25 protein-coding genes are annotated in these 25,519 nt (G+C 66.2%); 14 read left to right on the top strand and 11 right to left on the bottom strand.

Annotated features, from left to right (window positions below; all coding sequences use genetic code 11):
• Positions 1–73: 73 nt before the first annotated feature.
• The 3 genes from C9I57_RS06760 to argS all read right to left on the bottom strand — a co-directional run bounded on the left by C9I57_RS06760 (position 74) and on the right by argS (position 3,718).
• Positions 74–715 (bottom strand): thiol:disulfide interchange protein DsbA/DsbL, encoded by a 642-nt coding sequence (locus C9I57_RS06760; protein WP_107149870.1) that lies wholly within the window; start codon positions 713–715, stop codon positions 74–76.
• Between the two features lie 263 nt (positions 716–978).
• The gene (locus C9I57_RS06755) at positions 979–1,779 is read right to left on the bottom strand and encodes an SPOR domain-containing protein (protein ID WP_107149869.1); all 801 of its coding nucleotides are present in this window, start codon (positions 1,777–1,779) and stop codon (positions 979–981) included.
• A gap of 160 nt (positions 1,780–1,939) precedes the next feature.
• A complete protein-coding gene (argS, locus tag C9I57_RS06750; protein ID WP_107149868.1) occupies positions 1,940–3,718 on the bottom strand; it encodes an arginine--tRNA ligase in 1,779 nt (592 codons plus the stop codon).
• Between the two features lie 295 nt (positions 3,719–4,013).
• Between argS and C9I57_RS06745 the strand changes: the two genes are divergently transcribed.
• Positions 4,014–4,340, top strand: a complete 327-nt coding sequence (locus C9I57_RS06745) for a DUF1840 domain-containing protein (RefSeq protein WP_018441087.1) — start codon at positions 4,014–4,016, stop codon at positions 4,338–4,340.
• Between the two features lie 123 nt (positions 4,341–4,463).
• Here C9I57_RS06745 and metH read toward each other — a convergent pair whose 3' ends face one another.
• From metH to C9I57_RS06725, 4 genes are all read right to left on the bottom strand, one after another.
• A complete protein-coding gene (gene metH / locus C9I57_RS06740; protein WP_146166180.1) occupies positions 4,464–7,181 on the bottom strand; it encodes a methionine synthase in 2,718 nt (905 codons plus the stop codon).
• A gap of 34 nt (positions 7,182–7,215) precedes the next feature.
• The gene (locus C9I57_RS06735) at positions 7,216–8,304 is read right to left on the bottom strand and encodes a homocysteine S-methyltransferase family protein (protein WP_107149867.1); all 1,089 of its coding nucleotides are present in this window, start codon (positions 8,302–8,304) and stop codon (positions 7,216–7,218) included.
• 216 nt (positions 8,305–8,520) lie between these two features.
• Positions 8,521–8,778, bottom strand: a complete 258-nt coding sequence (locus C9I57_RS06730) for a BTH_I0359 family protein (RefSeq protein WP_018441084.1) — start codon at positions 8,776–8,778, stop codon at positions 8,521–8,523.
• 270 nt (positions 8,779–9,048) lie between these two features.
• Positions 9,049–10,266: a DUF3108 domain-containing protein gene (locus C9I57_RS06725; RefSeq protein WP_258187542.1), complete on the bottom strand. Its 1,218-nt coding sequence runs from the start codon at positions 10,264–10,266 to the stop codon at positions 9,049–9,051.
• 323 nt (positions 10,267–10,589) lie between these two features.
• Here C9I57_RS06725 and C9I57_RS06715 point away from each other — a divergent pair, with 323 nt between their 5' ends.
• The 5 genes from C9I57_RS06715 to rfaE2 all read left to right on the top strand — a co-directional run bounded on the left by C9I57_RS06715 (position 10,590) and on the right by rfaE2 (position 15,489).
• Positions 10,590–11,612 (top strand): fumarylacetoacetate hydrolase family protein, encoded by a 1,023-nt coding sequence (locus C9I57_RS06715; protein ID WP_107149865.1) that lies wholly within the window; start codon positions 10,590–10,592, stop codon positions 11,610–11,612.
• Positions 11,613–11,747: 135 nt separating this feature from the next.
• Positions 11,748–12,554: a PhaM family polyhydroxyalkanoate granule multifunctional regulatory protein gene (locus C9I57_RS06710; protein WP_107149864.1), complete on the top strand. Its 807-nt coding sequence runs from the start codon at positions 11,748–11,750 to the stop codon at positions 12,552–12,554.
• Between the two features lie 52 nt (positions 12,555–12,606).
• Positions 12,607–13,776 (top strand): patatin-like phospholipase family protein, encoded by a 1,170-nt coding sequence (locus C9I57_RS06705; protein ID WP_107149863.1) that lies wholly within the window; start codon positions 12,607–12,609, stop codon positions 13,774–13,776.
• 321 nt (positions 13,777–14,097) lie between these two features.
• A complete protein-coding gene (locus C9I57_RS06700; RefSeq protein ID WP_107149862.1) occupies positions 14,098–14,976 on the top strand; it encodes a ferritin in 879 nt (292 codons plus the stop codon).
• A gap of 27 nt (positions 14,977–15,003) precedes the next feature.
• On the top strand, positions 15,004–15,489 hold the full coding sequence (gene rfaE2 / locus C9I57_RS06695; RefSeq protein WP_107149861.1) for a D-glycero-beta-D-manno-heptose 1-phosphate adenylyltransferase: 486 nt from the start codon (positions 15,004–15,006) through the stop codon (positions 15,487–15,489).
• Between the two features lie 34 nt (positions 15,490–15,523).
• Here the strand turns inward: rfaE2 and C9I57_RS06690 are convergent, their stop codons facing one another.
• From C9I57_RS06690 to C9I57_RS06680, 3 genes are read right to left on the bottom strand one after another with little or no spacing between them, the layout of a single operon-like run.
• Positions 15,524–15,763, bottom strand: coding sequence for a hypothetical protein (locus C9I57_RS06690; protein ID WP_107149860.1), 240 nt, complete (start codon positions 15,761–15,763; stop codon positions 15,524–15,526).
• 22 nt (positions 15,764–15,785) lie between these two features.
• Positions 15,786–16,637 (bottom strand): type III pantothenate kinase, encoded by an 852-nt coding sequence (locus C9I57_RS06685; protein ID WP_107149859.1) that lies wholly within the window; start codon positions 16,635–16,637, stop codon positions 15,786–15,788.
• Positions 16,634–17,611 carry a biotin--[acetyl-CoA-carboxylase] ligase gene (locus C9I57_RS06680; protein ID WP_107149858.1) on the bottom strand — a complete coding sequence of 326 codons (978 nt, stop codon included), beginning with the start codon at positions 17,609–17,611 and terminating at the stop codon, positions 16,634–16,636. The genes C9I57_RS06685 and C9I57_RS06680 overlap by 4 nt, the downstream gene beginning before the upstream one ends.
• Before the next feature lie 141 nt (positions 17,612–17,752).
• Here C9I57_RS06680 and C9I57_RS06675 point away from each other — a divergent pair, with 141 nt between their 5' ends.
• From C9I57_RS06675 to C9I57_RS06635, 8 genes are all read left to right on the top strand, one after another.
• Positions 17,753–18,880, top strand: coding sequence for an MlaE family ABC transporter permease (locus C9I57_RS06675; RefSeq protein WP_107150166.1), 1,128 nt, complete (start codon positions 17,753–17,755; stop codon positions 18,878–18,880).
• 7 nt (positions 18,881–18,887) lie between these two features.
• Complete coding sequence (locus tag C9I57_RS06670) at positions 18,888–19,766, top strand: ABC transporter ATP-binding protein (RefSeq protein WP_018443252.1); 879 nt, start codon at positions 18,888–18,890, stop codon at positions 19,764–19,766.
• 30 nt (positions 19,767–19,796) lie between these two features.
• Positions 19,797–20,762, top strand: a complete 966-nt coding sequence (locus C9I57_RS06665; protein ID WP_107149857.1) for an MlaD family protein — start codon at positions 19,797–19,799, stop codon at positions 20,760–20,762.
• 56 nt (positions 20,763–20,818) lie between these two features.
• On the top strand, positions 20,819–21,451 hold the full coding sequence (locus C9I57_RS06660) for an ABC-type transport auxiliary lipoprotein family protein (protein ID WP_107149856.1): 633 nt from the start codon (positions 20,819–20,821) through the stop codon (positions 21,449–21,451).
• A 152-nt stretch (positions 21,452–21,603) separates the two neighbouring features.
• Positions 21,604–21,927, top strand: a complete 324-nt coding sequence (locus C9I57_RS06655; RefSeq protein ID WP_107149855.1) for a (2Fe-2S) ferredoxin domain-containing protein — start codon at positions 21,604–21,606, stop codon at positions 21,925–21,927.
• Between the two features lie 32 nt (positions 21,928–21,959).
• Positions 21,960–22,586 carry an alpha/beta hydrolase gene (locus tag C9I57_RS06650; RefSeq protein ID WP_107149854.1) on the top strand — a complete coding sequence of 209 codons (627 nt, stop codon included), beginning with the start codon at positions 21,960–21,962 and terminating at the stop codon, positions 22,584–22,586.
• A 320-nt stretch (positions 22,587–22,906) separates the two neighbouring features.
• Complete coding sequence (locus C9I57_RS06640; RefSeq protein WP_107149852.1) at positions 22,907–24,175, top strand: D-alanyl-D-alanine carboxypeptidase family protein; 1,269 nt, start codon at positions 22,907–22,909, stop codon at positions 24,173–24,175.
• A gap of 25 nt (positions 24,176–24,200) precedes the next feature.
• A complete protein-coding gene (locus C9I57_RS06635; RefSeq protein ID WP_107149851.1) occupies positions 24,201–24,470 on the top strand; it encodes a DUF493 family protein in 270 nt (89 codons plus the stop codon).
• On the opposite strand, the gene C9I57_RS06630 is transcribed toward C9I57_RS06635, so the two are convergent.
• Positions 24,436–25,431: a transcriptional regulator GcvA gene (locus C9I57_RS06630; RefSeq protein WP_107149850.1), complete on the bottom strand. Its 996-nt coding sequence runs from the start codon at positions 25,429–25,431 to the stop codon at positions 24,436–24,438. The two genes, C9I57_RS06635 and C9I57_RS06630, sit on opposite strands and share 35 nt — an antisense overlap.
• Positions 25,432–25,519 lie beyond the last annotated feature (88 nt).

The following is a 25,519-nucleotide window of genomic DNA, read 5'->3' as shown; positions in this document are numbered from 1 at the left end:
GCGGTCTCGCGCTGGCGCTTGGCGCCCGGCCGGCAGCCTCACTCAGCTCGGACCGCCGGTCGGGAATCGAACTTCAGCCTTTTTTCGCGCGCACCTGCGCGACGAGGTAGTCGAGCACTTGCAGCGTGCCGTCGAGGCTGTTGGTTTGCGCGGGGCCGGTCTCATACTTGCCCTGCACGGCGAGCGTCGGCACGCCGTCGATCTTGTAGTCGGCGATCAACTGCTGTGCGCGCTTGAGATTGCTTTGCACCGAGAACGAGTTGTACGCGGCGAGATATTTCTGCTTGTCGACGCCTTGCTTCGCGAGGAAGTCGGCCTGGGCCTCGGGCGTCAGCAGATAGTCCTTGTTTTTATGGATCTCGTTGAAGATCGTCGGCGTCAGCTTGTCGGTGAGCCCGAGCGCGTCGAGCGCAAGCAGCATCTTCGAGTGCGGGATGAAGTCGTCGCGGAACGCGACCGGCACGCGCTTGAAGACGACGTCAGGCCCTTGCTTGGCCTTCCACTTCTCGATGTACGGATCGAACTCGTTGCAGTGCGGGCAGCCGTACCACATGAATTCGATCACCTCGACCTTGCCGGCCGGCACATCGACAGGCTGCTGCGACGCGAGCACGGTGTAGTCCGTGCCCGCGACGGGCGCGGATGGCGAGGCCTGCGCGACGCCGAACATGGCGAAGCCGACGGAGAAGAAGAGTGTGCGGATCAGCTTATTCATAAGGTCTTGGTCTCGGTGATCGATCAACGTGCGCCGTCGCGGGACGATGTGCCGCGCAAAGAGACGGCTGCCGTCCTGAGACTCCCGCGGCCGCTCGTTGGTTCAGGTCCGAACCGGCGAAACGACGAGCGGCCGGCGGAAGCTCAATCTTACTGTGGCTTCGCACAAACCGGGCGTAAGCGCTCGCGCGCCAACGCCGGCCATGACTTTGCAGAGGGCAGAGCCAGGCGCTGAAGCACCCGCTTCCGCCGTGCCCGCAGCGACTATTGCTTGGGTGCAGGCGGGATCACGACCGTGTCGATGCCCGCTTCCGAAAGCCGCTGCCGGACCCCGTTCATGTCCTCGAACTTGGCGAACGGGCCGATCCGGACGCGGTAGTACGACGCGCCGCGCTCGGCGCGCTGCGTCACCTTCGACTCGATGCCCTGAAACGCGAGCCGCGCGCGCTGCTGCTCGGCGGCCGACGCGCTGCCGTACGAGCCCGCCTGGAGGAAGTAAGCGGCGTTCGCCTGCACGTTCGATCCGTTCGACGCTGGCGCCGCCGGCGCATTGTTCGCGTGCGGCGCCGGCGCGCTGCCGGGCTGCGGCACGTTCGCGATGATGGGCGGCTTCGTCGCCGGCATGTTCGGCGGCGTTTGCGTGGCCCCGTTCGGCGCCGATGCGCCTGGCGGCACCTCGACGATCTGCGGCTCCTGCAGCATCCCGGTCGGCGCGTTCTGGTTCGTCGCGGGGCTCGATTGCCCCGGTGCCGTGTTCGGCGGCGCGTTCTGCGCCGATTGCGGCACCGGCTGACCCGGCGACTTGCCTTGCAGCGAGCGGTTCGGATCGAATTGCTGCTCGACCGCGCCGGTTCCCGAGGCCGCCGGCGGCACGACTTTTTCGACGAACGGCGTGGGCGAGCGCGTGATGTAGAGCGCTACCACCACGGCGATCGCGAGCCCGACGATCAGGCCCAGCACGACGCCGAGGAACGTGCCCCCCGACTGCTTCCTCGGCTTCGGCGAGCGCGAGGAACTCCCCTTGGGGGAGGTGTTGCGTGGCGAACTGCGGCTCGGTTTTGCCATTGTCTCAATTACCTGCAAAAGAACTCGGGAACACGAAAAACGAGCGGGGCGCGGCGCGAAAGCCGCGCGGATGGGGCGAATAGACCGCGAACACGGCGAACATCATGGATGCGGCCATCGATTATAGCGACGGCCGAGGACAGCATGACACCATGGGCGGCTACATTTTGGCGGGCGCCGATACGCCGAGAATCGCGAGACCGTTGGCCAGCACCTGGCGCGTCGCCGCGATCAGCGCGATGCGCGCTTCGCGCTCGGCGCGTTCGTCGACGAGGACGCGCTCGGCATTGTAGAACGAGTGGAATTCGCCCGCGAGCTCGCGCAGATAGAAGGCGACCGCATGCGGCGCGAGCTCGGCGGCCGCGTGCGCGAGCACGTCGGGGTACTCGGCGAGCTTGGCGCACAGTGCCATCGCGCGCGTGCTCCAAAGCGGCGTGACGTCGGTGCCGGGGAGCGTCATTTCGTCGCCCCCGAAGCGGGACTTCCATTCGCCGAGCACCGAGGAAATCCGCGCGTGCGCATATTGGACGTAGTAGACCGGGTTCTCGTCGTTTTGCTTGAGCGCGAGGTCGATATCGAAGACGAATTCCGTATCGGCCTTGCGCGAGATGAGGAAGAAGCGGACCGCGTCGCGCCCGCGCCGGATCGTCTCCTCGTCGAGCAGGTCGGGCGAGGTCTCGGCGCCCGGCGCCGCGCCGCCCGACCACTCGATCAGATCGCGCACGGTGACGTAGCTGCCCGCCCGCTTCGAGATCTTGACCTCCTGGCCGTTGCGCATGACCGTGACCATCTTGTGCAGCACGTAGTCGGGATAGCCCGCGGGAATGCCGATGTCGAGCGCCTGAAGGCCCGCGCGCACGCGCGCGATCGTGCCGTGATGGTCGGAGCCCTGCACGTTGATGACCTTCGTGAAGCCGCGTTCCCACTTCGCGACGTGGTAGGCGACGTCGGGCACGAAGTACGTGTACGTGCCGTCGGACTTGCGCATGACGCGGTCCTTGTCGTCGCCGTATTCCGTCGTGCGCAGCCAGAGCGCGCCGTCCTCTTCGAACGTCTTACCCGCCTTGACGAGCGCATCCACCGTTTTCTCGACGCGTCCCTCGGTGTAGAGCGACGATTCGAGGTAGTACCGGTCGAACTTCACGCCGAACGCCTGAAGGTCCATGTCTTGTTCGTGGCGCAAGTAGGCGACCGCGAATTTGCGGATCGCTTCCAGATCGTCGATATCGCCTTTGCCGACGACCGGCTCGCCGTCCATCGCCGCGACGGTCTCGCGATTCATATAGCTTTGCGCGATCTCGGCGATGTACTCGCCGTTGTAAGCCGCTTCGGGCCAGCCGGCGTCGCCGGGCGCGAGGCCGCGCGCGCGCGCCTGCGTCGAGATGGTCAGATTCTGAATCTGCACGCCCGCGTCGTTGTAGTAGAACTCGCGGTGCACGTCGCACCCTTGGCTCGCGAGCACGTTCGAGAGCGCGTCGCCGAGCGCCGCCTGGCGGCCATGCCCGACGTGCAGCGGGCCCGTCGGGTTGGCCGAGACGAACTCGATCATCACGTGCTTGCCTGCCGCGCGCGCGCTACGGCCGAACGCCGCGCCTTCGTCGAGCACGGCCGCGACGACGGCTTGTTTCGCGCCCGTGGTCAGGCGCAGGTTGATGAACCCCGGGCCGGCGATTTCGGCGCTCTCGACGAGGCCGCGCGCGTCCGCCTGCGCCATCAGCGCATCGACGATCGATTGCGCGAGCTCGCGCGGATTCTTCTTGAGCGGCTTCGCGAGCTGCATGGCGGCGTTGCAGGCAACGTCGCCGTGGGCGGCGACCTTCGGCCGCTCGAGCGTGATCGAGGGCAGCGCGGACGGCGCCGCGCCTTCGAGCTTGGCGGCGACTTGCTCGACACTCGCGGCGAGCAATTTTTCGAGAGTCTCTTTTTGTACGGGCAGCATGCTGGTTCAGGCGATCGAATGGGGGCGGCCGCTGCCGCGTGGTAGCGCGGCCGGATGAGGGTGGGCGAGCCATCTGTCGCTCGGGCGCGACCCATCAAGGCGATTGCGCAGCCGGCGCGGGCCGCGGGCGATTGCATCGCGGCGGCGCATCGCGGCAATCCAGACGGATTTTAGCAGGTGCTAATATGTCCAATCAGCAGCTCCCGTCGCGAGTCGCGGCAGCTCAGTGCTGGCGCGCATTCGGCACGGCGCGAGGAGCCTCTCGGATTCGATAGAAAAACGTGGGGAACGCGTTATGCTCATTACCTTTAAATGCCGCTCGACGCCCGATGTCATGATGCTGGAAAACTTGGCCCAGTATCTGGTGGGCATCATCGGCAAGCACCTGGGTCAGCGCGGCGTCATTACACATGACGAACTCGACGAGGCCATCAGGCGGCTCGAAGAGGCGATCGTCTTCGATAAGAAGGAGATCGCGGAGAAAGACGGCCACTTCCATGAAGGAGAGGAAGGACACGAGCCGCACGAGTTGCCGATCGGACTTGCGCAGCGCGCCTATCCGTTCCTCGACATGTTGCGCACGGCCAAGCGCGAGAACACCGACGTGCTTTGGGGCGTTTGAGCCGATAACTCGATTGCTAAGACGAAAACGCGAGAGCCCGCGAAAGCCGATCGGCCCAGGCGGGCTCTTGTGCTTTCGCGCCAAGCGACTCGGTGGCCCAAGAGCAGGCCGCCCGCCTGACGCTCAAAGCTGCGGGGCTAGCGCCCGCTGCGCATCGGACATCGAGAGACCCATGCGGCGCGCGTAGTCTTCGAGCTGATCGCGATCGATCTTACCGACCGAGAAATAGCGGCTTTCCGGGTGAGCGATATAGAAGCCCGACACGCTGGCGGCCGGCAGCATCGCGAGCGAATCGGTCACGCTCATTCCGACTTCGTCGGCTTTGAGGGTCGTGAAAAGGTCGCGCTTCACGAGATGGTCGGGACACGCGGGATAGCCGGGCGCGGGCCGGATGCCGACATAGCGCTCGGCGATGAGCGCGTCGTTGTCGAGCGACTCGTCGGGGGCGTAGCCCCAGAGCTCGCGCCGCACACGGGCATGCATTGCCTCGGCGAACGCTTCGGCGAGGCGATCGGCGAGCGCCTTGAGCATGATCGCGCTGTAATCGTCGTAATCGGCGAGGAACTGCTTTTCTTTCGCCTCGACGCCGAGGCCGGCCGTCACCGCGAAAAGCCCGATGTAATCGGCGACGCCCGATTCCTTCGGCGCGATGAAATCGGCGAGCGATCGATTCGGCCGCATGACACCGTCGACCACAGGCCGCACGCTTTGCTGCCGCAGATTGCGCCACGTCAGCGCCACTTCCGAGCGTGATTCGTCGGTGTAGATCTCGATGTCGTCATCGCCGACCGTGTTGGCCGGCAAAAGCGCGATGACGCCGTTGGCCGTCAGCCAGCGGCCCTGAATGAGTCGCGCGAGCATCGCTTTGGCATCGGAGAAGACGCGCCGCGCCGATTCGCCGACGATCTCGTCGTTAAGGATGGCCGGATAGGCGCCGGCGAGATCCCACGTCTGGAAGAGCGGGCCCCAATCGATATAGTGGGCGAGCTCGGCAAGATCGTAGTTGCTGAAGACACGCCGGCCGACGAACTTGGGCTTCGCGGGCCGGTACGCGGCCCAGTCGATCTTCGCCTTGTTCGCGCGCGCGGCTCCGAGCGTGACCATCGGCAGCGCTTTCTTGTTCGCATGCTGCTCGCGGATGCGCGAGTATTCGGCCTTCAGGTCGTCGAGGTACTTCGCCGCGCCTTCGTCGGAGAGCAGGCTCGATGCGACCGAAACCGAGCGCGAGGCGTCCGGCACATAGACGACGGGGCCTTCGTAGTTCGGCGCGATCTTGACTGCGGTATGGACGCGCGACGTCGTCGCCCCGCCGATCAGGAGCGGGATCTTCTTCACGCGGAAGTAGTCGTCACGCTGCATTTCGGACGCCACGTAGGCCATTTCCTCGAGGCTCGGCGTGATGAGGCCCGAGAGGCCGACGATGTCCGCGCCCTCGACCTTCGCCTTCGCGAGAATCTCGTTGCAGGGGACCATCACGCCCATGTTGACGACTTCGAAGTTGTTGCACTGAAGCACGACCGACACGATGTTCTTGCCGATGTCGTGCACATCGCCCTTGACGGTCGCGATGACGATCTTGCCTTTCGCGCGCACGTCGCCGCCGGCCTCGGCCAAGAGCCGCTTCTCTTCTTCGATGAACGGAATCAGATGCGCGACGGCCTGCTTCATGACGCGGGCCGATTTGACGACCTGCGGCAGGAACATCTTGCCCTGCCCGAAGAGGTCGCCGACGATGTTCATGCCGTCCATGAGCGGCCCTTCGATCACGTTGATGGGCCGCCCGCCCGCCGCCGCGATCTTTTGGCGCGCTTCCTCCGTGTCCTCGACGATGAACGTCGTGATGCCGTGCACGAGGGCATGTGCGAGCCGCGCCTCGACGGGCCCGTTGCGCCATTCGAGGTTTTCTTCCTTCTTGGCCGCGCCGGTCTTGAACTTGTCCGCGATCTCGAGCAGGCGGTCGGTCGCGTCGGGCCGGCGGTTGAGAATCACGTCTTCCACGCGCTCGCGCAGCTCCGGGTCGAGATCGGCATAGACGCCGAGCTGGCCGGCGTTGACGATGCCCATATCCATGCCGGCTTGAATCGCGTGATAGAGGAACACCGTATGAATGGCTTCACGCACCGGGTCGTTGCCGCGAAACGAAAACGACACGTTCGAGACGCCGCCGCTCACCTTCGCATACGGCAGGTTCTGCTTGATCCAGCGCGTCGCTTCGATGAAGTCGACCGCGTAGTTGTTGTGCTCCTCGATGCCGGTCGCGATCGCGAAGATATTCGGATCGAAGATGATGTCCTCGGGAGCGAATCCGACTTCGTCGACGAGGAACCGATACGAGCGCCGGCAAATCTCGGTCTTGCGCTCGAACGTGTCGGCCTGTCCTTGCTCGTCGAACGCCATGACGACGGCCGCCGCGCCGTAGCGGCGAATGAGCCGCGCGTGATGGCGGAACGCCTCCTCGCCTTCCTTCAGCGAGATGGAGTTCACGATCGCCTTGCCTTGCACGCACTTCAGCCCCGCTTCGATCACTTCCCACTTCGAGGAGTCGATCATGATCGGCACGCGCGCGATGTCGGGCTCGGAGGCGATGAGATTCAGAAAGCGCACCATCGCGGCTTTCGAGTCGAGCATCGCCTCGTCCATGTTCACGTCGATGACCTGCGCGCCGTTCTCGACTTGCTGGCGCGCAACGGCGAGCGCCTCGTCGAACTGCCCGTTCAGGATCATGCGCGCGAACGCTTTCGAACCGGTGACGTTCGTGCGTTCGCCGACGTTGATGAAAAGCGAGCCCGGCGTGACGTTGAACGGCTCGAGGCCGGCGAGGCGCATCGTGTGATCGGTCATGGCGAATGCGATGGGAAAGTCTTGGGATAAGTGATCAAGCCGCGTCGCGGTATTGGCCCGGCCAGCGCCGCGACTTCACAGCGGCCAGCGCTTTCGCGATCGCGGCGATATGCTCGGGCGTCGTCCCGCAGCAGCCGCCCGCGATGTTGACGAGGCCCGCTTGCGCGAATTCCTTCAGGAGTCCTGACGTATCTTCGGGCGTCTCGTCGAAGCCCGTCTCGCTCATCGGATTCGGCAGCCCCGCGTTCGGATAGCACGAAACGTAGGTGTCGCAAAGTTTCGCGAGCTCGGCGATATACGGCCGCATCAGCGCGGCACCGAGCGCGCAGTTGAGGCCGAACGTGAGCGGCTTTGCGTGGCGAAGCGAATTCCAGAACGCTTCCACCGTTTGTCCCGACAGAATGCGTCCCGATGCGTCGGTCACGGTGCCCGAGATCATGATCGGCAACCGTTCACCCGTATCTTCGAAAAGCTCGTCGAGCGCAAAGAGCGCCGCCTTCGCGTTCAGCGTGTCGAAGATCGTTTCGACGAGGAAAAGGTCGACGCCGCCTTCGAGCAGCGCCTTCGCCTGCTCGTAATACGCCTGGCGCAGCTCGTCGAACGTGATGTTGCGCGCACCCGGGTCGTTCACGTCGGGCGAGATGCTCGCTGTCTTCGGCGTCGGCCCGATCGCGCCGGCGACGAAGCGAGGCTTCTCGGGCGTCGAATACTTGTCGCACGCGGCGCGCGCAAGCTTCGCCGACTCGAGGTTCATTTCCGCGGCGAGCGCTTCCATTCCGTAATCGGCCTGGGCCACGACCGTCGCGCCGAAGGTATTCGTCTCGATGATGTCCGCACCGGCGGCCAGATATTGCTCGTGAATCTCGCTGATGATCCGCGGCTGCGTGAGCGAGAGCAGCTCATTGTTGCCCTTCACGTCGCGCGTGAAGTCCTTGAACCGCTCGCCGCGATAGCGCGCTTCGTCGAGCTTGTAGCGCTGGATCATCGTGCCCATCGCGCCATCGAGGATCAGGATGCGCGACGCGAGCAGTTCGGGCAGCATTGCGCCGCGCGTATAGGATTTGGCCGTTGCAGCCGATGCATCGGAATGGGGCGCGGCGGAAAAGGCGGCAGAAGAAGTCATGGCGAGCGGGCTCTACGCCTTCGATACAGTGGGAAGTCCCACATTGTAGCCGTTGCCGCCCGGGCTCGCCCGGCAAGGGGACTCTCCCCAAAGGGCTATTCGCGTACGCCGGGCCGGTAAAAAGAGGAAAAGGAGAGAGAAAAATGGAAAACCCCGCCGAGCTTGCGTCGACGGGGTTTCGTCAATCTGTGGGCGGTGCCGCCGCGGGTCGCCGGCTCAGTGGAGCACGACGGGCTGGTTCATGAGGCTGTCGAACTGGCCGAGAAATTCGTCGACTTCATCGAGCGTCGGCTCTTCCTCGATCAGCTTTCGAACATGTTCGCGAAAGCGTGCCGCCATTGCGCCGTCGATGAAGATTTCGCGCTGCGTGTTCTTGTCCACGATTTCATAGCCGCCGGCGTTCATCGCAAGATGGCCGGCCTGGGGCGCAAACTCGACGACACAGTAGTTGGGGCTGTTGTAGATCATTTGCATGGCGACACTCCTTATTCCGATGGCCTTTGGCCGTTTTCCGCCCTGAAGGTGGAGCGTATGCATGGAATTTCAAGGGGTGGGTCTTAAACGACGCTTAAACCTCCCGTCAGACCGTTGCAAAAAACAAACCTCCGACTTCGGAGTCCTTGAAAGTTAGACCCCGGCCGCGCCAAACGTTCGCGCGCGAGGGCCAGATATCGAGGCTCGTCCGTGCGCCTCGACACCTTTTATAACGGCACTGCGATCCGTTGGTTTAGGGTCTCGTCGACCCTATGGCTCGACGCGTGATGACTGCGGCGCGATGCCGTTGTCGGACGAATTGTCGGATCTCACTGAGGAAGTCGCATTTTCCGCGCCCGCAGGAGCAAGGGCGCCGCCCCACACCAGTTCGATCTGCGTGCCGTTCGGCTCCGTTTGCATGATGCGCGCCGGCAACCAGCCGAGCGCCGGGGCCAGCCACACGTCGATGCGCCGGGCGTCGCCCGCGCGCCGCGGCAAGCGCATGAAGTGCCGCGCCTCCACGAAGCCTGCCGGCGTGCGCACGGTTTCGTCGCCGATCGTCTCGATCGGCCAAAGTTCGCCGCTGTCGTTGTCCGCAACATAGAACTCGCGCGTGACGCCGGGCTTGTAGGCGTCCGGATCGCCTTTCACGAGACTCGCGAGTTGCATGATCACGCTGAACCGATCCTGTGCGCCGTTCGCGAGCGGCACCGTCGATGGCGTTCGCGTAAAGGCGATGTGTCCGGCTCCGCGATCGAACGTCGTCACGTCCTGGCCGCGGCGGCCGCGCGTCTCGATATAACGCTGCGGGGCGAGGCCGAACGCATCGATGCGCCCCTCGCTCGCATAGGTGTAGGTGCCGACGAACGGCAACGGCACCGAGACGACCATCGTGTAGCCGCTGCCGTCGCTCGCCCAATGAATCGTGCCGGGCGCGTTGCGCACGCCGTTGTAGAACGTGTCGTAGCGCAGCTCGCCCGATGGCGGCATCGAAAACTTGACGCCCTGAACGGCAGCGCCGCTCGCGTGCGTGGCGGCCGATGTGGCCTCGCCCGTCGTTGCGCTGCCGCTCGCCACGGTCCCCGTGCCGTTCGCGGCAAGGGCGGCCGATGCGGCCGGAGGCGCGGATGCTTCAGCCGGAGCCGACGGCGGCGCGGGCGGCGCATTTGGCGCGATCGCTCGCAGCACGTGCTCGGAGGAAGGCGCGCTGCCCGGTTTTTTCGCCGCGCGTACGGCCGGGCGCGAGGGATTCGCCGCTTCGTGCGCGGGCTCGCGCGAGATTCGCTGCGGCTGCAGCAGCTCGATTTCGACAGGCGGCTTTTCAGTGGAACGCGTCGCGGTGTCGCGCTCGCGGGAAAACCAGATACCGACTACGCCGTGCAAGATCAGCACGAGCGCCAGGACGGCGCCCCAGCGCGCCGCGCGTGAACCGGCTGAACGAGCGACGGGCGTGGTGCGAGGGTCGGCGGCGGCGAAGGCGGATGGCATGGCGATAGCGGATGCGGCGTCAACGCGCCGGACCAAACCCCACGACTATCCGTTTGCGTTCGTCGTGCGAATCGTCGGGTGGCGGGAAGCGATGATGAGCGAGAGGTAGTCGAGCAGGCATCGGGCTGGGAGGTCGGAAAGAAGTCGGAAGGCGACGTGCTGAACGCCCGTCGTCAATGCGAGGCGCCGGCGCATCGCGGCGCGTATGCGGCAATAGTAAGCGCGCAAGCGCGAAGCCAAGGCAGCTTGAACGATCGCCGCCGTTCACCATCGTAAAATAGATCGCATTTATCGTCACGCCACTCACACGGCTTCCATCTCCTATGAAACTCGCCACGCTCAAGGACGGCTCGCGCGATGGTCAGCTCATCGTCGTGTCGCGCGATCTGCAGACGGCGGTCATCGCGAACACGATCGCACCGACGCTCCAGCGCGCGCTCGACGATTGGCCTTTTTACGGCCCGCAGCTCGCCGAGCTCTACGACACGCTGAATCAGGGCCGGGCCCGCCACGCATTCGCGTTCGAGCCGAAGCGCTGCATGGCGCCGCTGCCGCGCGCGTTCCAATGGGCCGACGGCTCGGCATACGTGAACCACGTCGAGCTCGTGCGCCGCGCGCGCGGCGCCGAGATGCCGCCTGAGTTCTGGAGCGATCCGCTCATCTATCAAGGCGGCAGTGACGATTTCCTCGGCCCTTGCGACGACATCGTCTGCGCGTCCGAGGCTTTCGGCATCGACTTCGAAGCCGAAGTCGCCGTCGTGACGGGCGACGTGCCGATGGGCGTCGCGCCTGACGCCGCGCTGCGCAGCGTGCGGCTCGTGATGCTGGTCAACGACGTCTCGCTGCGCAATCTGATTCCGGCCGAGCTCGCGAAAGGCTTCGGCTTTTTTCAGAGCAAGCCGGCGACGGCATTCGGACCCGTCGCGGTCACGCCCGACGAACTCGGCGATCATTGGCGCGAAGGGCGCGTGCATCGCCCGATGATCGTGCATTGGAACGGCCGCAAGGTGGGCCAGCCCGACGCGGGCGTCGACATGGTGTTTCACTTCGGCCAACTGATCGCGCACGCGGCGAAGACGCGCAACCTTCGGGCCGGCTCGATCGTCGGCTCGGGAACGGTCTCGAACAAGGACGCCGCGCGCGGTTATTGCTGCATCGCCGAGAAGCGCTGCCTCGAGACGATAGCCGACGGCGCGGCGAAGACGGAATTCATGAAGTATGGCGACACCGTGAAGATCGAGATGTTCGACGAAGCCGGCAAGTCGATCTTCGGCGCGATCGAGCAATCCGTCGCACCGCTCGATGACTCCGCCCAGTCCGCCGCGCGACTCGCGCAAGCGGAGTGAAGCGCCGCTCGCGCGCCGGGTTTCGCCCGATGCTTCGGCGCGCCCGCCGGCCTACACTGGTTTTTCAGAAGAATGGCGCACGCTTGAAGGAAGGCTCGACGCATGTCCCACGAACGCAGCAACGGAGGCTAGACGATGACCGATACCACCGGCGACAACAAGCCGTTTCCCGGCTTCCCGGGTTTCCCGCCCGCCGAGATGCTCGACAAGATGTGGGACATGATGCGGCTCACGCCATTCGGTGCGGCCTTTCCAGGCATGCAGCCGGGCACGGCGCAGGGGCTCGGTTCGCCGCTCTCGGCGATGTCGGACATGATGACGCCGCTCATGAGCGTCGAGGAGCTCGATAAGCGCATCACCGATATGCGAGCGGTCGAGCAGTGGCTAAAGCTCAATCTCAGCATGCTGCAATCGGCGACGCAGGCGCTCGAAGTACAGCGCGCGACCCTCGCCACGTTGCGCGCGTTCGGAGCGTTTGCGCAGGCATCGATGACGGAGCCCGCGCAGGGCGCGGCCAAGTCGCAAGACGCTCCGACCGGGTCCGCGTGGGGCGCCAAGCCGCGCGAAAGCGCGGCGCGAGAGGAAGCGGAGTCGGGCGAGCAGGCTGAATCGACGGGTGACAACGCCAGCAGGCCGCAAGGCGACGCGCCCGCGGCGGCGGCGTTCGACCCGGCGGCCTGGTGGAATCTTCTCCAATCGCAATTCAATCAGCTCGCCTCCTTCGCCGTGGCGCAGTCGGGCGCGGCGGCATCCCCGGGCGCGGGCGACGCGACGAACGATCCACCGGCGCGAAAAGGCGGCAACGCGGCAAAGGGCGGATCGACGGGCAAGCGCGCGGCCAATTCGGCTGGCGCCGAAAAGCCCGCGGCGAAGCGCTCCGCGGCGCGCAAGCCGGGGGACAAGCCGGCGGGCTCTTCGCCCGCGTCTTCGACCGAGAAATGATGTCGCCCGTCGGCGCCGCCCCGCGCCGATCGTCGACTCCGCACCGCTTCTCATGCGGCTAGCGCTCGTCCTGATGGGCGGCGGCGCGCGGGCCGCGTACCAGGTCGGGGCGCTGCGCGCGCTCGCGGAGATCGCGCGCGCGGTCGACCCCGAGCGCCGTTCGTCGCCGTTCACCGTCATTTGCGGGACGTCGGCCGGCGCGATCAACGCGGCGTCGATCGCGAGTCACGCCGACGATTTCGCGCTCGGCGTCAACCTGCTCGTCGACTTCTGGTCGCATCTCGAAGCGAGGCAGATCTATCGAACCGACTGGCTCGGCATCGCCGCGGCCGGCGCGCGCTGGCTGGCGGCGATGAGCATCGGCTGGGTGGTCCAGCGCGCGCCGCGTGCGCTCTTCGACAACAGCCCGCTCGCGCAACTGCTTGGCGAGGCGCTCGACTTCCAGCGCGTGGCGCATCTGCTCGAAGCCCGCGCGTTGCACGCGGTTTCCGTCACGGCGATGAGCTATACGAGCGGCCGGCATCTGACGTTCTATGAGGCCGCCGAGCCGATTCAGTCGTGGCGGCGCGCTCAGCGCGCGGCGCGTGCCGTCGCGCTCGGGCCTGCGCACCTGCTCGCTTCGGCCGCGATTCCCTTTCTCTTTCCCGCCGTGCCGCTCGAGATCGACGGGATCACCGAGTATTTCGGCGACGGCTCGATCCGCCAGATCGCGCCGCTTTCGCCCGCGATCCACTTCGGCGCCGAGCGGATCGTCGTGCTGGGCGCGGCCGCGCCGCGTCCCGAGGTGCCCGTGGCGGCGCCGGAAACGCGCGGCTATCCGTCGCTCGCGCAGATCGGTCAGCAGGTTCTGGCCAGCGTGTTTCTCGATTCGATTGGGGCCGACATCGAGCGGATCGAGCACATCAACAGCATGATTCGCCACCTGCCGCACCAGGTGGAGCCCGAAAGCGGCTGGCGTCACGTCGACGTCCTGCCGATCGCGCCGTCCGAGCACGTCGAAGTGTTGGCGGCGCGCCACATCAAGCGCCTGCCCGCGACGGTGCGCGGCTTGCTCGGCGGTGTCGGCGGCAACCGCGCGGCCGGCGCCTCGTTCGCGAGCTATCTGCTGTTCGAAGCCGAGTTCGCGAACGACCTGATCGAGCTCGGCTATCGCGATACCCTTGCTCAACGTGAGCGGCTCGCGGGCTGGATCGCGTCGGCGAACAGCCTGCGCATGGTATAATCTCAAAGCTTTCGATCTGTGGGCGCAATCAAAAACCAAGATCGCGGCAGTCCGTCGCGCCGCCGTCCGCCGGAACACGAAAGGAAAGGCTCGGTTGCCTTGAGCGAAACCCGCTCGAACTCATTGCGACCGACATCGCCAGCGACGAAACGTGCCGCTAGAGCGGGCAGATTGCCGGACCGACACCGTTGAGCTCGGTCGATTTGCGGCGGCTGTTACCGCGTACAATTGCAAATTCGGTTTTTCGTGTGCGCCTATTGGTGCGGCTGCTGCAATAGTTGAAGACACACGAGTCGCAATGGGCAGACTAGGGGTGGGACGATGAACACCATGCTTTATCCGGAACTTTACAGATCGCTCGAGTCCGTTCGATGGGACATGGAGAAGGACATTCCCTGGGACAAGTTCGACGGCTCCTTGCTCACCGACGAGCAGGCGACGACGATCAAAATGAACGCGATTACCGAATGGTCGGCATTGCCCGCCACGGAAATGTTCCTGCGCGATAACCACCACGACAGCGATTTCTCGGCCTTCATGAGCGTCTGGTTCTTCGAGGAACAGAAGCATTCGCTCGTGCTGATGGAGTACCTGCGTCGCTTCAGGCCCGAGCTCGTGCCGAGCGAGGAAGAGTTGCACGCGGTGCGCTTCGAGTTCGATCCGGCGCCCCCGCTCGAGACGCTGATGCTGCATTTTTGCGGCGAAATCCGCCTCAATCACTGGTACCGCCGTGCGGCCGAATGGCACACGGAACCCGTCATCAAGCACATCTACGAGACGATTTCGCGCGACGAGGCGCGACATGGCGGCGCCTATCTGCGCTATATGAAGAAGGCGCTCACGAACTGCGGCGACGTGGCGCGCGCGGCGTTCGCGAAGATCGGCGTGCTGATGGCGTCGGCGCGGCGCACCGAGAAGCCGCTGCATCCGACCAACCTGCACGTGAACCAGGCGCTGTTCCCGCGCGACACGGTGCAATCGCGCCTGCCCGATCCCGAATGGCTCGAGCGCTGGCTCGACGAGCAGATCCGTTTTGACGACGGCTGGGAGAAGAAGGTCGTCGAGCGCATCCTGCACAACCTGTCGGTGCTCTTCGAGCGGACCTTCACGACGGCGCAGGAGCTCAACCGCTACCGGAAGGAAGTCACGACGCGCCTGCAGTCGCAGGGCCCGTCCGATTCTCAGCATCAGCCTGCCTGACGCATTCGCTTCGAATCAGACAAGCCTGTGCCGAGCCCCTTCGAACGCAAGATCGTCACGCGCGAAGCCCTCGCTGCGCGCCGTGCCGAGTTGCCCGCGCCCGTCGTTTTCACGAACGGTGTCTTCGACATTCTCCACCGCGGGCATGTCAGTTACCTTGCCGAGGCGCGCGCGCTCGGCGCATGTCTCATCGTAGGCGTCAACAGCGACACATCGGTGCGCATGCTCGGGAAGGGCGACGATCGCCCGATCAACCGAGAAGAGGACCGGATGGCATTGCTTGCGGCCCTCGAAAGCGTCGATTGGGTCGTTCGCTTCGAGGAGAAGACGCCCATCGATCTGATCGCCGCACTTCGGCCGGACATCCTCGTGAAGGGCGGCGACTACGATATGGACGCCTTGCCGGAATCGGCGCTCGTGCGCGGCTGGGGTGGACGCGCGATTGCGATTCCGTTCGAGCACGCACGGTCGACGACGGCGCTCTTGAAGAAGGTGCGCGCGCACGGCGCATGAGCGGCTGCTCGCGCACCCGTACCGTTCCCCGACGCTACTGCATGAGCGCCGAAGCCTTCACGGCCGGCTCGGGCGCGGCCTTGCCGACGATCGCCTGATCGTTGGCTTCCGCCGCCGAGATCGGGCGCGTCTTCAGCCATTCGGGATGAACCTGGCGATTCAAATGATTCGGCTCCCGCGGCCCCGAGGCGGGCAGCGGCCCCAACATGCCGCTCGCAAGCCCGAAGGCGACCAGGTTGGCGAGCACGAGAATGGCGATCAGCCAGCGCAACATCGTTGACTTCCCCCTCTTTGATTCAAAGCAATCGAGCGTCGTCGGCGGCGATCAGCGCCAGCCCCGAGATCACGAGCCCGTCGTGACGCGTGCACGGCACGCTCAGCGCGCGCGCCACCGCGTCGGCGGCCCCGCCTCCGAGCACGAGCCGCGTGGGCGCCTTGCGCGCCCGCGAAAACTCGCGCCACGCCTGTTCGATGAGCCCGACTTGCGCGAGCAGCGAACCCGCGGAAATGGCCTGCCGCGTGTCCGTCGCGAGCCAGCGGCGCGCGCGCGCGTCGCCGGCCAGCTCGCGCGCCGAATCGGCGGCGAGTGTCGGCAATTGTGCCGTATGCTCGCCGAGCGAGCGCATCATCAGCGTCCAGCCCGGTGCAATGAGCCCGCCTTCGAACGTGCCGTTGGCATCGAGCGCCTCGAGCGTCGTCGCCGTGCCGAGCGTCGCGATGAGCAGATCTTCGCCCGGAAACGCCGCGTGGGCGCCGACGAGCCCCGCCCAGCGATCGCTGCCGAGGCGCGCGGGTTCCGTGTAGCCGTTCGTCACGCCGCATTGACGGTCGCGCGCGCGAATCGTCGTGCGCGGCAGCGCCGGCCAATGGCGCTCGATCAGCGCGTCGATGCGAACGGCCGCTTCGGCGCCGGCGACGTTCGAGATCCATGCGCCGCCCGGAGGCGGCAACGACGACCAGTCGGGCTCGGCGGCAAGACTCGTCGCAGCGCCCGGCAGGGGCACGCTGTCGTTGCCGTTCCCGTTCTCGTTCTCGTGCGAGAAGACACCTTGGCTCGAGAACAGGCCGGGCGCGTCGGCGAGCGCCCACTTGATGCGGCTGTTGCCCGCGTCGATCAGTAAAAAGGGCGGGGAGGGCGCGCGCTTCATGGATGGTGCGACTGTCCCGGGAGGGGCACGGGGCGCAAAGACACGTCGCCCGTTGCGATCGGCATGACTCCGCGTGGAGTGGCGACGAGCAGCTGCCCCGATTCATCGACGTCGATGGCCGTGCCGCGCAACACCTCCACGCCTTGCTCGATCAGCGCGACCTCGCGGCCTGCATAGGCATGAAAGGCGTTCCAGCGCGGCCGGAACGGCGCGAAACCTTCGGCCGCGAAGCGATCGATCGTACCGAGGAGTGCGTCGAGCGCGGCCGCGAGCGTTTCTGTCAGATTCGCGTTCGGATACACGCGAGCGAGCGCCGCGGGCGTCAGCGCGCGTGTGAGCGCGGCTCCCTGCGGCTCCATTCCGGCGGCGTCGGGAGCCTGTTCGGCCGCGAGCGTGACGTCGTCGCGCACGTTGATGCCAACGCCGATGACAGCGGCCGTTGCGAGTGGCGTGCTCCAGGCCGTCTCGACGAGGATGCCGGCGAGCTTGTCGTCGTCGAGCAGAATGTCGTTGGGCCACTTGAGCCGGATGCGGGCGGCGTCGCCGGGGGCGAGCGCCGGCAGGGCGCGCAGTGCTTCGACGAGCATCGCGCCGACCGCGAGGCTCAAACCGGCCAGGTCCGCCAGCGGGCGGGGCAGCACGCAGGCGAGCGAGAAGGTCAAAGCGCGGCCGCGCTCGGCGTGCCAACTGCGCCCCTGGCGTCCTCGCCCCGCCGTTTGGCGGTAGGCGACGCGAACGGCGTGCACGCCGGGCTCGGCCGCATCGCGCGGCAGATTCCGCATGCGCTGCATGAGGTCGGTATTCGTCGAGCCCGTTTCGTCGACGATTTCGAGCCGCTCGGCCGCAATGGCAGCCCGAATGGCCGAGAGGGCCCGCGCCGGGTCGATGCGCCAGTCGTCGCAGGCGGGCGCGAGCGCACCGCGCGCGACAGGCGCCGGCGAGGCCGGCCGTGCGGGATGTGTGGTATCGGTCATAGGCGCTATTGTAGTGTCGCTGCGCGTACCGCCGCCGCCGGTTCGGACTCGATGTCGGCTGCAAGCGCCGCCAACGACGCATACGATCGACGCTTCGCTGGCTACAATGGCCGCTGTTCATAACGGATGAGCACCGCTCCCTTGGACTTCGATACTCCGCCCGGCTTGCAGATCGGCGCCGGCAGCCCGGGCCCGCTCGTCCGGCTGTCGGGGCAGTGGACGGCGCTCGCGCTCGCGCGCGACCGCGCTCGCGCCGGCGCGACGATGCGGCTCTCGTCGCTGATCGGGAACACGGCCGCGCAGTGGGATCTCTCCGCGGTCGAGCGAATGGATCATGTCGGCGGCCAGGCGCTTTGGCGTGTCTGGGGACGCAAAATGCCCGAGCGGATTACGCTCACCGAGACGCAGCGCGACATCTTCGCCCGCATCGCGTTGCTCGAGACCCATCGCGAAGACCCGGAGCCCGTCGAGCGGACCAGTCCGGTGACGAGGCTCGGCTATACGATCTTCGGCTTCGCCGATCACGTCTACGGCGGCGTCGCCATGTTCGGGCGCGTGGTGCTCGACGCGCTCACCATCGTCCGACGGCCGGCCAGCGCGCCGTGGACGGAAATCTCGGCCAACGTCTACGGCGCCGGCACGAAGGCGCTGCCGATCACGGCGCTCGTCGCGTTCCTGATCGGCATCGTGCTCAGCTATCTGTCGGCTCAGCAGCTGCGGCTCTTCGGGGCGAATCAGTTCATCGTCAACATTCTCGGACTCGCGGTCATCCGCGAGCTCGGGCCCGTGCTCGCGGCAATTCTCGTCGCGGGCCGCTCGGGTTCCGCGATCACGGCGCAGATCGGCGTCATGCGCGTGACGGAGGAGCTCGATGCGATGCGCGTGATGGGCATTCCGCACGGGCTGCGCATCATCTTGCCGCGCGTGGTCGCGCTCGCCGTCGCCATGCCGTTGCTCGTGATGTGGACCGACATCGTCGCGCTCGTGGGCGGCGCGCTCGCCGCGCAGCTCGTGCTCGGCATCGACGTGGCCTACTTCGCGCGGGCGCTGCCCGCGGTCGTGCCGATCGCGAACCTCTATATCGGCCTGGGCAAGGGGGCCGCGTTCGGCATCCTCATCGCGCTCGTCGCCTGCCACTTCGGCTTCAGAATCAAGCCGAACTCGCAAAGCCTGGGCACGGGCACGACGTCGTCGGTGGTGACCTCGATCACAGTCGTCATTCTGGCCGACGCCGTGTTCGCCATCATGTTCCAGAACGTCGGATTCTGAGGCTCGAATGACTGCACCGCTTTCCGCCGCCGTACGCGACCGTCCGCCGCCCGCCATCGCCGAGAAGGTGATCGAGGTGCGCGACCTCACGAAGCGCTACGGCGGCAACGTCGTGCACGAGCATCTCGATTTCGACGTGCGGCGCGGCGAGATCGTCTCGATCGTCGGCGGCTCGGGCTCGGGCAAGACGACGCTCGTGCGGCAGATCCTCGGCCTCGAGCAGCCAACCTCGGGCGACATCTCGCTTTTCGGCGAGAACATGTCGACGATCGATCCGCATGCCGCGCGTCTCATGCGCAGCCGTGTCGGCATGCTGTTCCAGCAGGGCGCGCTCTTTTCGTCGCTGTCCGTCTTCGACAATATCGCCCAGCCGCTGCGCGAGCTCGGCCGCGTGCCGCGCGCGCTGCTTCACGACATCGTCATGCTCAAGCTCGAAATGGTCGGCCTGCCCTGCAAGCATGCGTCGAAGATGCCGGCCGCGCTCTCGGGCGGCATGGTGAAGCGCGTCGGCATCGCGCGCGCGCTCGCGCTCGAGCCCGAGCTGCTCTTTCTCGACGAGCCGACGGCCGGCCTCGATCCGCAATCGTCCGAAGAATTCGTCGAGCTCGTGGCGACGCTGCATCGCGCGCTCGGCCTCACCGTCGTCATGGTGACGCACGATCTCGATACGATGACGTCGCTCTCGACGCGCGTGGCGGTCATCGCCGACCGCAAAGTGCTCGTCGCGGCGCCGATCGAGGAGGCCTGCGGCGTCGAGCATCCGTTCATCCGCGAGTTCTTTCTCGGGCGGCGCGGACGGCGCGCGCTGCAGGCGTTGCCGCCCGAGCGTCGCGCGAAGCTGCCGCCGGCCGCGCTGGCATCGGCATCGGCGGAAGTGTCGCTGTAACGACAGATAGCAGAGCAGGGGAATCCGCGCATGGAAAACAAGTCGCATGCATTCTGGGCCGGGCTCTTCGCGATCGGGTTGTCGGTCGCGATCGGGCTCGCCGTTTTCTGGTTCAATCTCGATCGGACGGTGCGTGTGCCATACGACCTCGTCTCGCGCTCGGCTGTGACCGGCCTCACGACCGATGCCGCGGTCCGCTATCGCGGACTCGACGTCGGCAAGGTGCAGTCGCTGCGCTTCGATCCGGCGCATCCGGGGCAGATCATCATTCGCATTCTCGTCGACAAGCACGCGCCGATGACGCACTCCACGTTCGGCACGCTGGCGTTGCAAGGCGTGACCGGGCTCGCGTTCGTGCAGCTCGACGATACGGGGGCAGACCCGAGGCCGATCGCTTCGTCGGCGAAGCATGTCGCGCAGCTGCCGATGCACGCCGGCCTGCTCGAGCAATTGCAGGAGCGCGGCGATGTATTGCTGCACGAACTCGAGAGCGTCGCGACGCGCGCCGATGCCATGCTCTCGCCCGAGGTGCAGACGCAGCTTCTCACAAGCGCGGCAAGCATTCAGCACGCGGCCGACGCCGTGACCGAACTCGCGCACGCGGTCGGCCCCGCGACGACGCAATTGCCGGCTACGCTGACGCAACTGCAGCGCACGCTCGCTTCGGCCAACGCGCTCGTCACGAATCTCAACGCGCCGCGCGGGCCGCTCTACTCGAACCTCGAGAGGCTCGGCTCCGCGGCCGATCGCGCGAGTGCCGCGATTACGCAGATGGACGCTTCGCTGGAAAACATGTCGACGCGTGTCCAGTACGAGACGCTGCCGCGCGTGAACGAGTTGGCCGCCGACGTCGGCGGCGCGGCGCGCTCGATCGACCACGCCGCCGCCGTGTTCGGCTCGAGCCCGAGGAGCGTGCTGTTCGGCGTCGCACCCGCGGAGCCTGGCCCGGGCGAGGCCGGATTCCGATGGCCCGCGGCGCCGTCCGCCGCTCGCTGAACCACGCGGGCCGATGGCCCGGATGAATTGAACGATCAAGCAGGGGAAACCGACAAATGCAATATTCGATCGACCGTCTTTTGTCGTCGGCCGCGCGAGCGCTGCTGCCCGCATTCATTGCGATGCTCGTCGTGAGCGGCTGCTCGCTCGCGACGCCCGCCGCCGTGTCGGACCTGCGTTACGACCTCGGGCCGACGCCGAGCGCTTCCACGCAAAACCAGCCGTTGCCGGCGGTCAGAGTCTTCGAGGTGCGGGCGCCGCGCTCGCTCGAGAGCGACGACATCCTGTACCGGTTGAGCTATGCCGATCCGCACCGCACGGCTGTCTACGCGCACAGCCACTGGACGATGCCGCCGGCGCTTTTGCTGACGCAGCGCGTGCGTGCCGCGCTATCGGCGCAAGGCGTCGTGCTCGCGGGCGGCGATATCGCCGCGCCGCTTTTGACCGTCGACCTCGAGCAGTTCGAGCAGGTGTTCGATTCGGAGGGCGAGAGCCACGGTGCGATTACGGCTCGCGCGACGCTGATGCGCGACGGGCAAGTCCTCGCTCAGCACACGTTCATTGCGCGTGCGCCGGCCACGATGCCGAACGCGGCGGCCGGTGTGGGTGCGCTTTCGGCGGCGAGCGACGACTTCGTTGCGCAGCTCGTCGCCTGGCTCGGGATGCAGGCGCCCGTCGCGGCCCGCTGACGGTGGGCGGCCGAACGCGGGCGCGCGCGTTGCGTCCTTCGCTGGGGCCAGCTTTTCGACGGCGGGGCGCCCCGTTCGGCTCGCGAGCGCCAGTGCCTGCCGCTCGCTATAATCGGCCGGCTCATCGGCGCCCCTTTCATTGCCACGAGATTATGGATTCCTTCTTCAAATACCACGTCTTTTTCTGCCTGAACAAACGCGCTCCCGACGCCGATCGTCCGAGTTGCGCGAACTGCAACGCCGAGGCGATGCAGGAATACGCGAAAAAGCGCGTGAAGCAGCTCGGCCTCGCCGGTCCCGGCAAGGTTCGGATCAACAAGTCCGGCTGCCTCGATCGCTGCGAGCAGGGCCCGACCGTCGTCGTCTATCCCGAAGGCACCTGGTACACGTACATCGACGAATCGGACATCGACGAAATCGTCGAATCGCACCTTGCCAACGGCAAGATCGTCGAGCGTCTGCTGATCGATCGCTGATCGACCGCGAGCATCGAGAGAAAACGTCCGGCATGAACGCCCAAACGCAACGATTCCTGATCGACGGGCCCGTCGGCAAGATCGAGGTCGCGCTCGATCGGCCCGACGGCGCGTCGCGCGGCATCGCGCTCGTCGCGCACCCGCATCCGCTCTTCGGCGGCACGATGGACAACAAGGTCGCGGTCACGCTCGCGCGCACGCTCGTGCAGCTCGGCTACGTCACGTATCGCTCGAACTTCCGCGGCGTGGGGCAGACCGAAGGCGAACACGACAACGGCATCGGCGAGCGCGACGACCTGCGCGCCGTGATCGCTCACATGCGCGCGCAGCCGGGTCAAAGCGATGCTCCGCTCGTGCTCGCGGGCTTTTCGTTCGGCACCGTCGTGCTCTCGCACGTCGCGGCGGCGCTGCGCGAGGCGGGCGAGGCGATCGAGCGCATGGTTTTTGTCGGCACGGCGGCGAGCCGCTGGGACGTCGCGCCCGTGCCCGACAACACGCTCGTCATTCACGGCGAAATCGACGACACGGTCCCGCTCGCGGCGGCCCTCGAGTGGGCGCGGCCGCAGGAGTTGCCCGTCGTGGTCATCCCGGGCGCCGAGCATTTTCTGCATCGCAAGCTGCATCTGCTGAAGCGCATCGTCGTCGACGCCTGGCGGTGAGTCGCGGCGCCGTGCGCGAAAAAAAGCGCACGATCGCGGCGGCTCGTCGCGCGCGGTGCATCGATTTGCGCATACAGGTCCTCATAAAACGCGATTTCGAAGCACTGCGCCGCGTATAATGGGCGCAATTTTTTTGCGCGAGCGTCGCCCCGTCGAGGCCGTTTGCGTGAACCGGTCGCATTCGCCTGTGTCCAATCGCTGCTTCGCCGCTACCGCATTCCGATCGTTTTCCGCGAGTCGCGGCGCCGCTCGCTTTGGCCCGGCCGCCTCTTTCCGCCGCGCGCCATGCGCGCATGCTCTCTTTCGCACGAACTGACCCTATGCGCTCTTCCTTCTTCGGCCCTTCGTCGGCGCCATCGATTCCGTCGATCTCGTCGTTCGCTTCGTCGTTCATCCCGCAATCGATTGCGCGCGGCGCGCCCGTGAGCGTTCTCGTCGCCGCGACGCTCGCGGCCGGTGCCGCGGCTTACGCGCCGCGCGCGTCGGCCCAGGTGCCCCCGCCGGCCGTGACGGCGCGCTCGTGGGTGCTGATCGACGCGACGGCCAATCAGGTGCTGGCTTCCGGCAATGCCGACGAACGCGTCGAGCCCGCCTCGCTCACGAAGCTGATGACGGCCTATCTCGTCTTCGAGGCGCTGCAGACCAAGAAGATCTCGATGGACCAGGTCGTGACGCCGAGCCTGGCCGTGCGCCGCGTTCGCAACGACGAATCGCGGATGTTCATCGAAGCCGAGAAGCCCGTGACCGTGCACGATCTCGTCTACGGCATGATCGTGCAGTCGGGCAACGACGCGGCAATCGCGCTCGCCGAGCTCGTGGGCGGAAGCGAATCGCATTTCGTCGAGATGATGAATGCCGAAGCTCAGAAGCTCGGCATGAAAGGGACGCACTATGCCGACGTGAACGGCATGCCCGATCCGCAGCACTACACGACGGCGGGCGATCTCGCCACGCTTTCGGCGCGCCTCATTCGCGACTTTCCCGAGTACTACAGCATCTTCTCGGTCAAGGAATTCACCTATAACAAGATCAAGCAGCCGAACCGCAACCGCCTGCTCTGGCTCGATCCGACCGTCGACGGCCTGAAGACGGGGCATACCGAGGCGGCCGGCTACTGCCTGATCGCGACGGCGAAGCGCCCGCTGCCGGGCGTGGCCGATGCATCGCGCCGCATCGTCGCCGTGGTCATGGGCGAGCAAAAGGAGCATGAGCGCGTACAGGACAGCATGAAGCTGTTGAACTACGGCTACAGCGCGTACGACACCGTGCGCCTCTTCAAGGCGAATCAGCCGGTGCAGACCCCGCGTGTCTACAAAGGCGTGGCCGACAGCGTGCCCGTCGGCGTGAAGAGCGACCAGTACGTTACCGTGCCGCGCGGCATGGGTGACAAAGTGAAGCCGCAAGTCACGCTGAATTCGCCGCTGATCGCGCCGATCGCCGATGGTCAGCAAGTGGGGGCGGTACAGATCGCGGCCGATGGGAAGACGCTCGCGCAGGTCCCGATCGTCGCGCTGCAGCCGGTGCCGCAAGCCGGCATCGGCGGACGGATCTGGGACTCGCTGATGCTGATGTTCAGCAAGAAGAAGTGATGGTGCAAGGGTGGGAGTGAAGCCGATGAGCCCGGTCAACGAATCGCTGTTCGAATTTCCGTGCGACTTTCCGATCAAGGTGATGGGCAAGGCGCATCCGGATTTCGCCGACACCGTCGCGTCCGTCGTGCGTCAGTTCGACGCGAGCTTCGATGCGACGCGGGTGGAGACGCGGCCGTCGAGCGGCGGCAACTATGTCGGCCTGACGGTGACCGTGCGCGCCGTCAGTCGCGAGCAGCTCGACGACATCTATCGGGCGCTCACCGGACATCCGATGGTGAAGGTCGTCCTTTGACGGCGGCTGGCGCGAGCGGACCGCTTTCGTTCACGCCGCTTCTCACGCCGCCGCACGTTTGCTCGTAGACGGCGCGAAAGCGCTTGACCTCTTCGAAGATCCACGCGCGGAACGCCTGCACGCGTGCGCTCGTCAAGAGCGGTGGCGGGCAGACGAAGTAATAGCTCCAGGGGGACGCCGCTTCGACATCGAAGAGGCGCACGAGGCGTCCCGCCACGAGTTCCTGCATGACGATCGAGCTACGCGCGAGCGCGACGCCCTGGCCATCTCCTGCCGCAAGCAAAAGATTCGACGAATCGTCGAAGAGCACGCCGCGCCGCGGTTCCGTGGCATCGGGCAATCCGGCGGCTTCGAACCAGGGCCGCCAGAGGTCGGTGTCGGAGCGCAAAAGCGGGACGTGCAGGAGGTCCGCGGGCGTCTTCGGCAGTTGCCCGCCGTTGAACGTCGGTGAACAGACCGGGAACGCCACTTCATCGAGCAACAGCTCGACGTGGAGGTCCGGATAGTTGCCGCGGCCATAGCGGATTGCCACGTCGACGTCGTCGCGCGAAAAATCGGCGAGCGCGTTCGTCGAGAGCAAATCGAGATCGACCTCGGGATGGCGGTCCATGAAGCTGCCGATGCGGGGCGTGATCCAGCGGGCTGAAAACGACGGCGACGAGGAGACGACGAGACGCCGCGTGCGCTCGCCGCTTCGTACGTCGCGTGTCGCGTCCGCGAGCGTCATCAGCGCGGCGCGCACCGACTTCGCATAACGGTTGCCGGCGTCCGTCAGCCGGACGCGCTTACCGGTACGCACGAAAAGCGCGACGCCGAGTTCCTCCTCGAGCGCGCGCATTTGATGACTGACCGCGCCGTGCGTAACGAAGAGCTCGTCGGCCGCGCGCGAAAAGCTCTCGTACCGGGCGGCGGCCTCGAACGTGCGCAGCGCGTTGAGAGCAGGCAGCTTCCTCAGGTCCATTGTGAATTCACCTCACATACGCGTGAGAATTGATCGTTTTACGCCGAACGTTACCACGCCTAGGATTCTAGCCATCGAAGGCACGTTG

The sequence above is a fragment of the Trinickia symbiotica genome (assembly GCF_003028655.1).
GTDB lineage: Bacteria > Pseudomonadota > Gammaproteobacteria > Burkholderiales > Burkholderiaceae > Trinickia > Trinickia symbiotica_A.
Note: the sequence above shows the minus strand (reverse complement) of the source record. Positions and strands in the feature narration are given on the sequence as shown.

What these genes read in the sequence shown, in the direction of transcription:
- C9I57_RS06760 (WP_107149870.1), bottom strand. Translation starts at nt 715, where the DNA reads ATGAATAAGCTGATCCGCACACTCTTCTTCTCCGTCGGCTTCGCCATG.
- C9I57_RS06755 (WP_107149869.1), bottom strand. Translation starts at nt 1,779, where the DNA reads ATGGCAAAACCGAGCCGCAGTTCGCCACGCAACACCTCCCCCAAGGGG.
- argS (WP_107149868.1), bottom strand. Translation starts at nt 3,718, where the DNA reads ATGCTGCCCGTACAAAAAGAGACTCTCGAAAAATTGCTCGCCGCGAGT.
- C9I57_RS06745 (WP_018441087.1), top strand. Translation starts at nt 4,014, where the DNA reads ATGCTCATTACCTTTAAATGCCGCTCGACGCCCGATGTCATGATGCTG.
- metH (WP_146166180.1), bottom strand. Translation starts at nt 7,181, where the DNA reads ATGACCGATCACACGATGCGCCTCGCCGGCCTCGAGCCGTTCAACGTC.
- C9I57_RS06735 (WP_107149867.1), bottom strand. Translation starts at nt 8,304, where the DNA reads ATGACTTCTTCTGCCGCCTTTTCCGCCGCGCCCCATTCCGATGCATCG.
- C9I57_RS06730 (WP_018441084.1), bottom strand. Translation starts at nt 8,778, where the DNA reads ATGCAAATGATCTACAACAGCCCCAACTACTGTGTCGTCGAGTTTGCG.
- C9I57_RS06725 (WP_258187542.1), bottom strand. Translation starts at nt 10,266, where the DNA reads ATGCCATCCGCCTTCGCCGCCGCCGACCCTCGCACCACGCCCGTCGCT.
- C9I57_RS06715 (WP_107149865.1), top strand. Translation starts at nt 10,590, where the DNA reads ATGAAACTCGCCACGCTCAAGGACGGCTCGCGCGATGGTCAGCTCATC.
- C9I57_RS06710 (WP_107149864.1), top strand. Translation starts at nt 11,748, where the DNA reads ATGACCGATACCACCGGCGACAACAAGCCGTTTCCCGGCTTCCCGGGT.
- C9I57_RS06705 (WP_107149863.1), top strand. Translation starts at nt 12,607, where the DNA reads ATGCGGCTAGCGCTCGTCCTGATGGGCGGCGGCGCGCGGGCCGCGTAC.
- C9I57_RS06700 (WP_107149862.1), top strand. Translation starts at nt 14,098, where the DNA reads ATGAACACCATGCTTTATCCGGAACTTTACAGATCGCTCGAGTCCGTT.
- C9I57_RS06690 (WP_107149860.1), bottom strand. Translation starts at nt 15,763, where the DNA reads ATGTTGCGCTGGCTGATCGCCATTCTCGTGCTCGCCAACCTGGTCGCC.
- C9I57_RS06685 (WP_107149859.1), bottom strand. Translation starts at nt 16,637, where the DNA reads ATGAAGCGCGCGCCCTCCCCGCCCTTTTTACTGATCGACGCGGGCAAC.
- C9I57_RS06680 (WP_107149858.1), bottom strand. Translation starts at nt 17,611, where the DNA reads ATGACCGATACCACACATCCCGCACGGCCGGCCTCGCCGGCGCCTGTC.
- C9I57_RS06670 (WP_018443252.1), top strand. Translation starts at nt 18,888, where the DNA reads ATGACTGCACCGCTTTCCGCCGCCGTACGCGACCGTCCGCCGCCCGCC.
- C9I57_RS06665 (WP_107149857.1), top strand. Translation starts at nt 19,797, where the DNA reads ATGGAAAACAAGTCGCATGCATTCTGGGCCGGGCTCTTCGCGATCGGG.
- C9I57_RS06660 (WP_107149856.1), top strand. Translation starts at nt 20,819, where the DNA reads ATGCAATATTCGATCGACCGTCTTTTGTCGTCGGCCGCGCGAGCGCTG.
- C9I57_RS06655 (WP_107149855.1), top strand. Translation starts at nt 21,604, where the DNA reads ATGGATTCCTTCTTCAAATACCACGTCTTTTTCTGCCTGAACAAACGC.
- C9I57_RS06650 (WP_107149854.1), top strand. Translation starts at nt 21,960, where the DNA reads ATGAACGCCCAAACGCAACGATTCCTGATCGACGGGCCCGTCGGCAAG.
- C9I57_RS06640 (WP_107149852.1), top strand. Translation starts at nt 22,907, where the DNA reads ATGCGCTCTTCCTTCTTCGGCCCTTCGTCGGCGCCATCGATTCCGTCG.
- C9I57_RS06635 (WP_107149851.1), top strand. Translation starts at nt 24,201, where the DNA reads ATGAGCCCGGTCAACGAATCGCTGTTCGAATTTCCGTGCGACTTTCCG.
- C9I57_RS06630 (WP_107149850.1), bottom strand. Translation starts at nt 25,431, where the DNA reads ATGGACCTGAGGAAGCTGCCTGCTCTCAACGCGCTGCGCACGTTCGAG.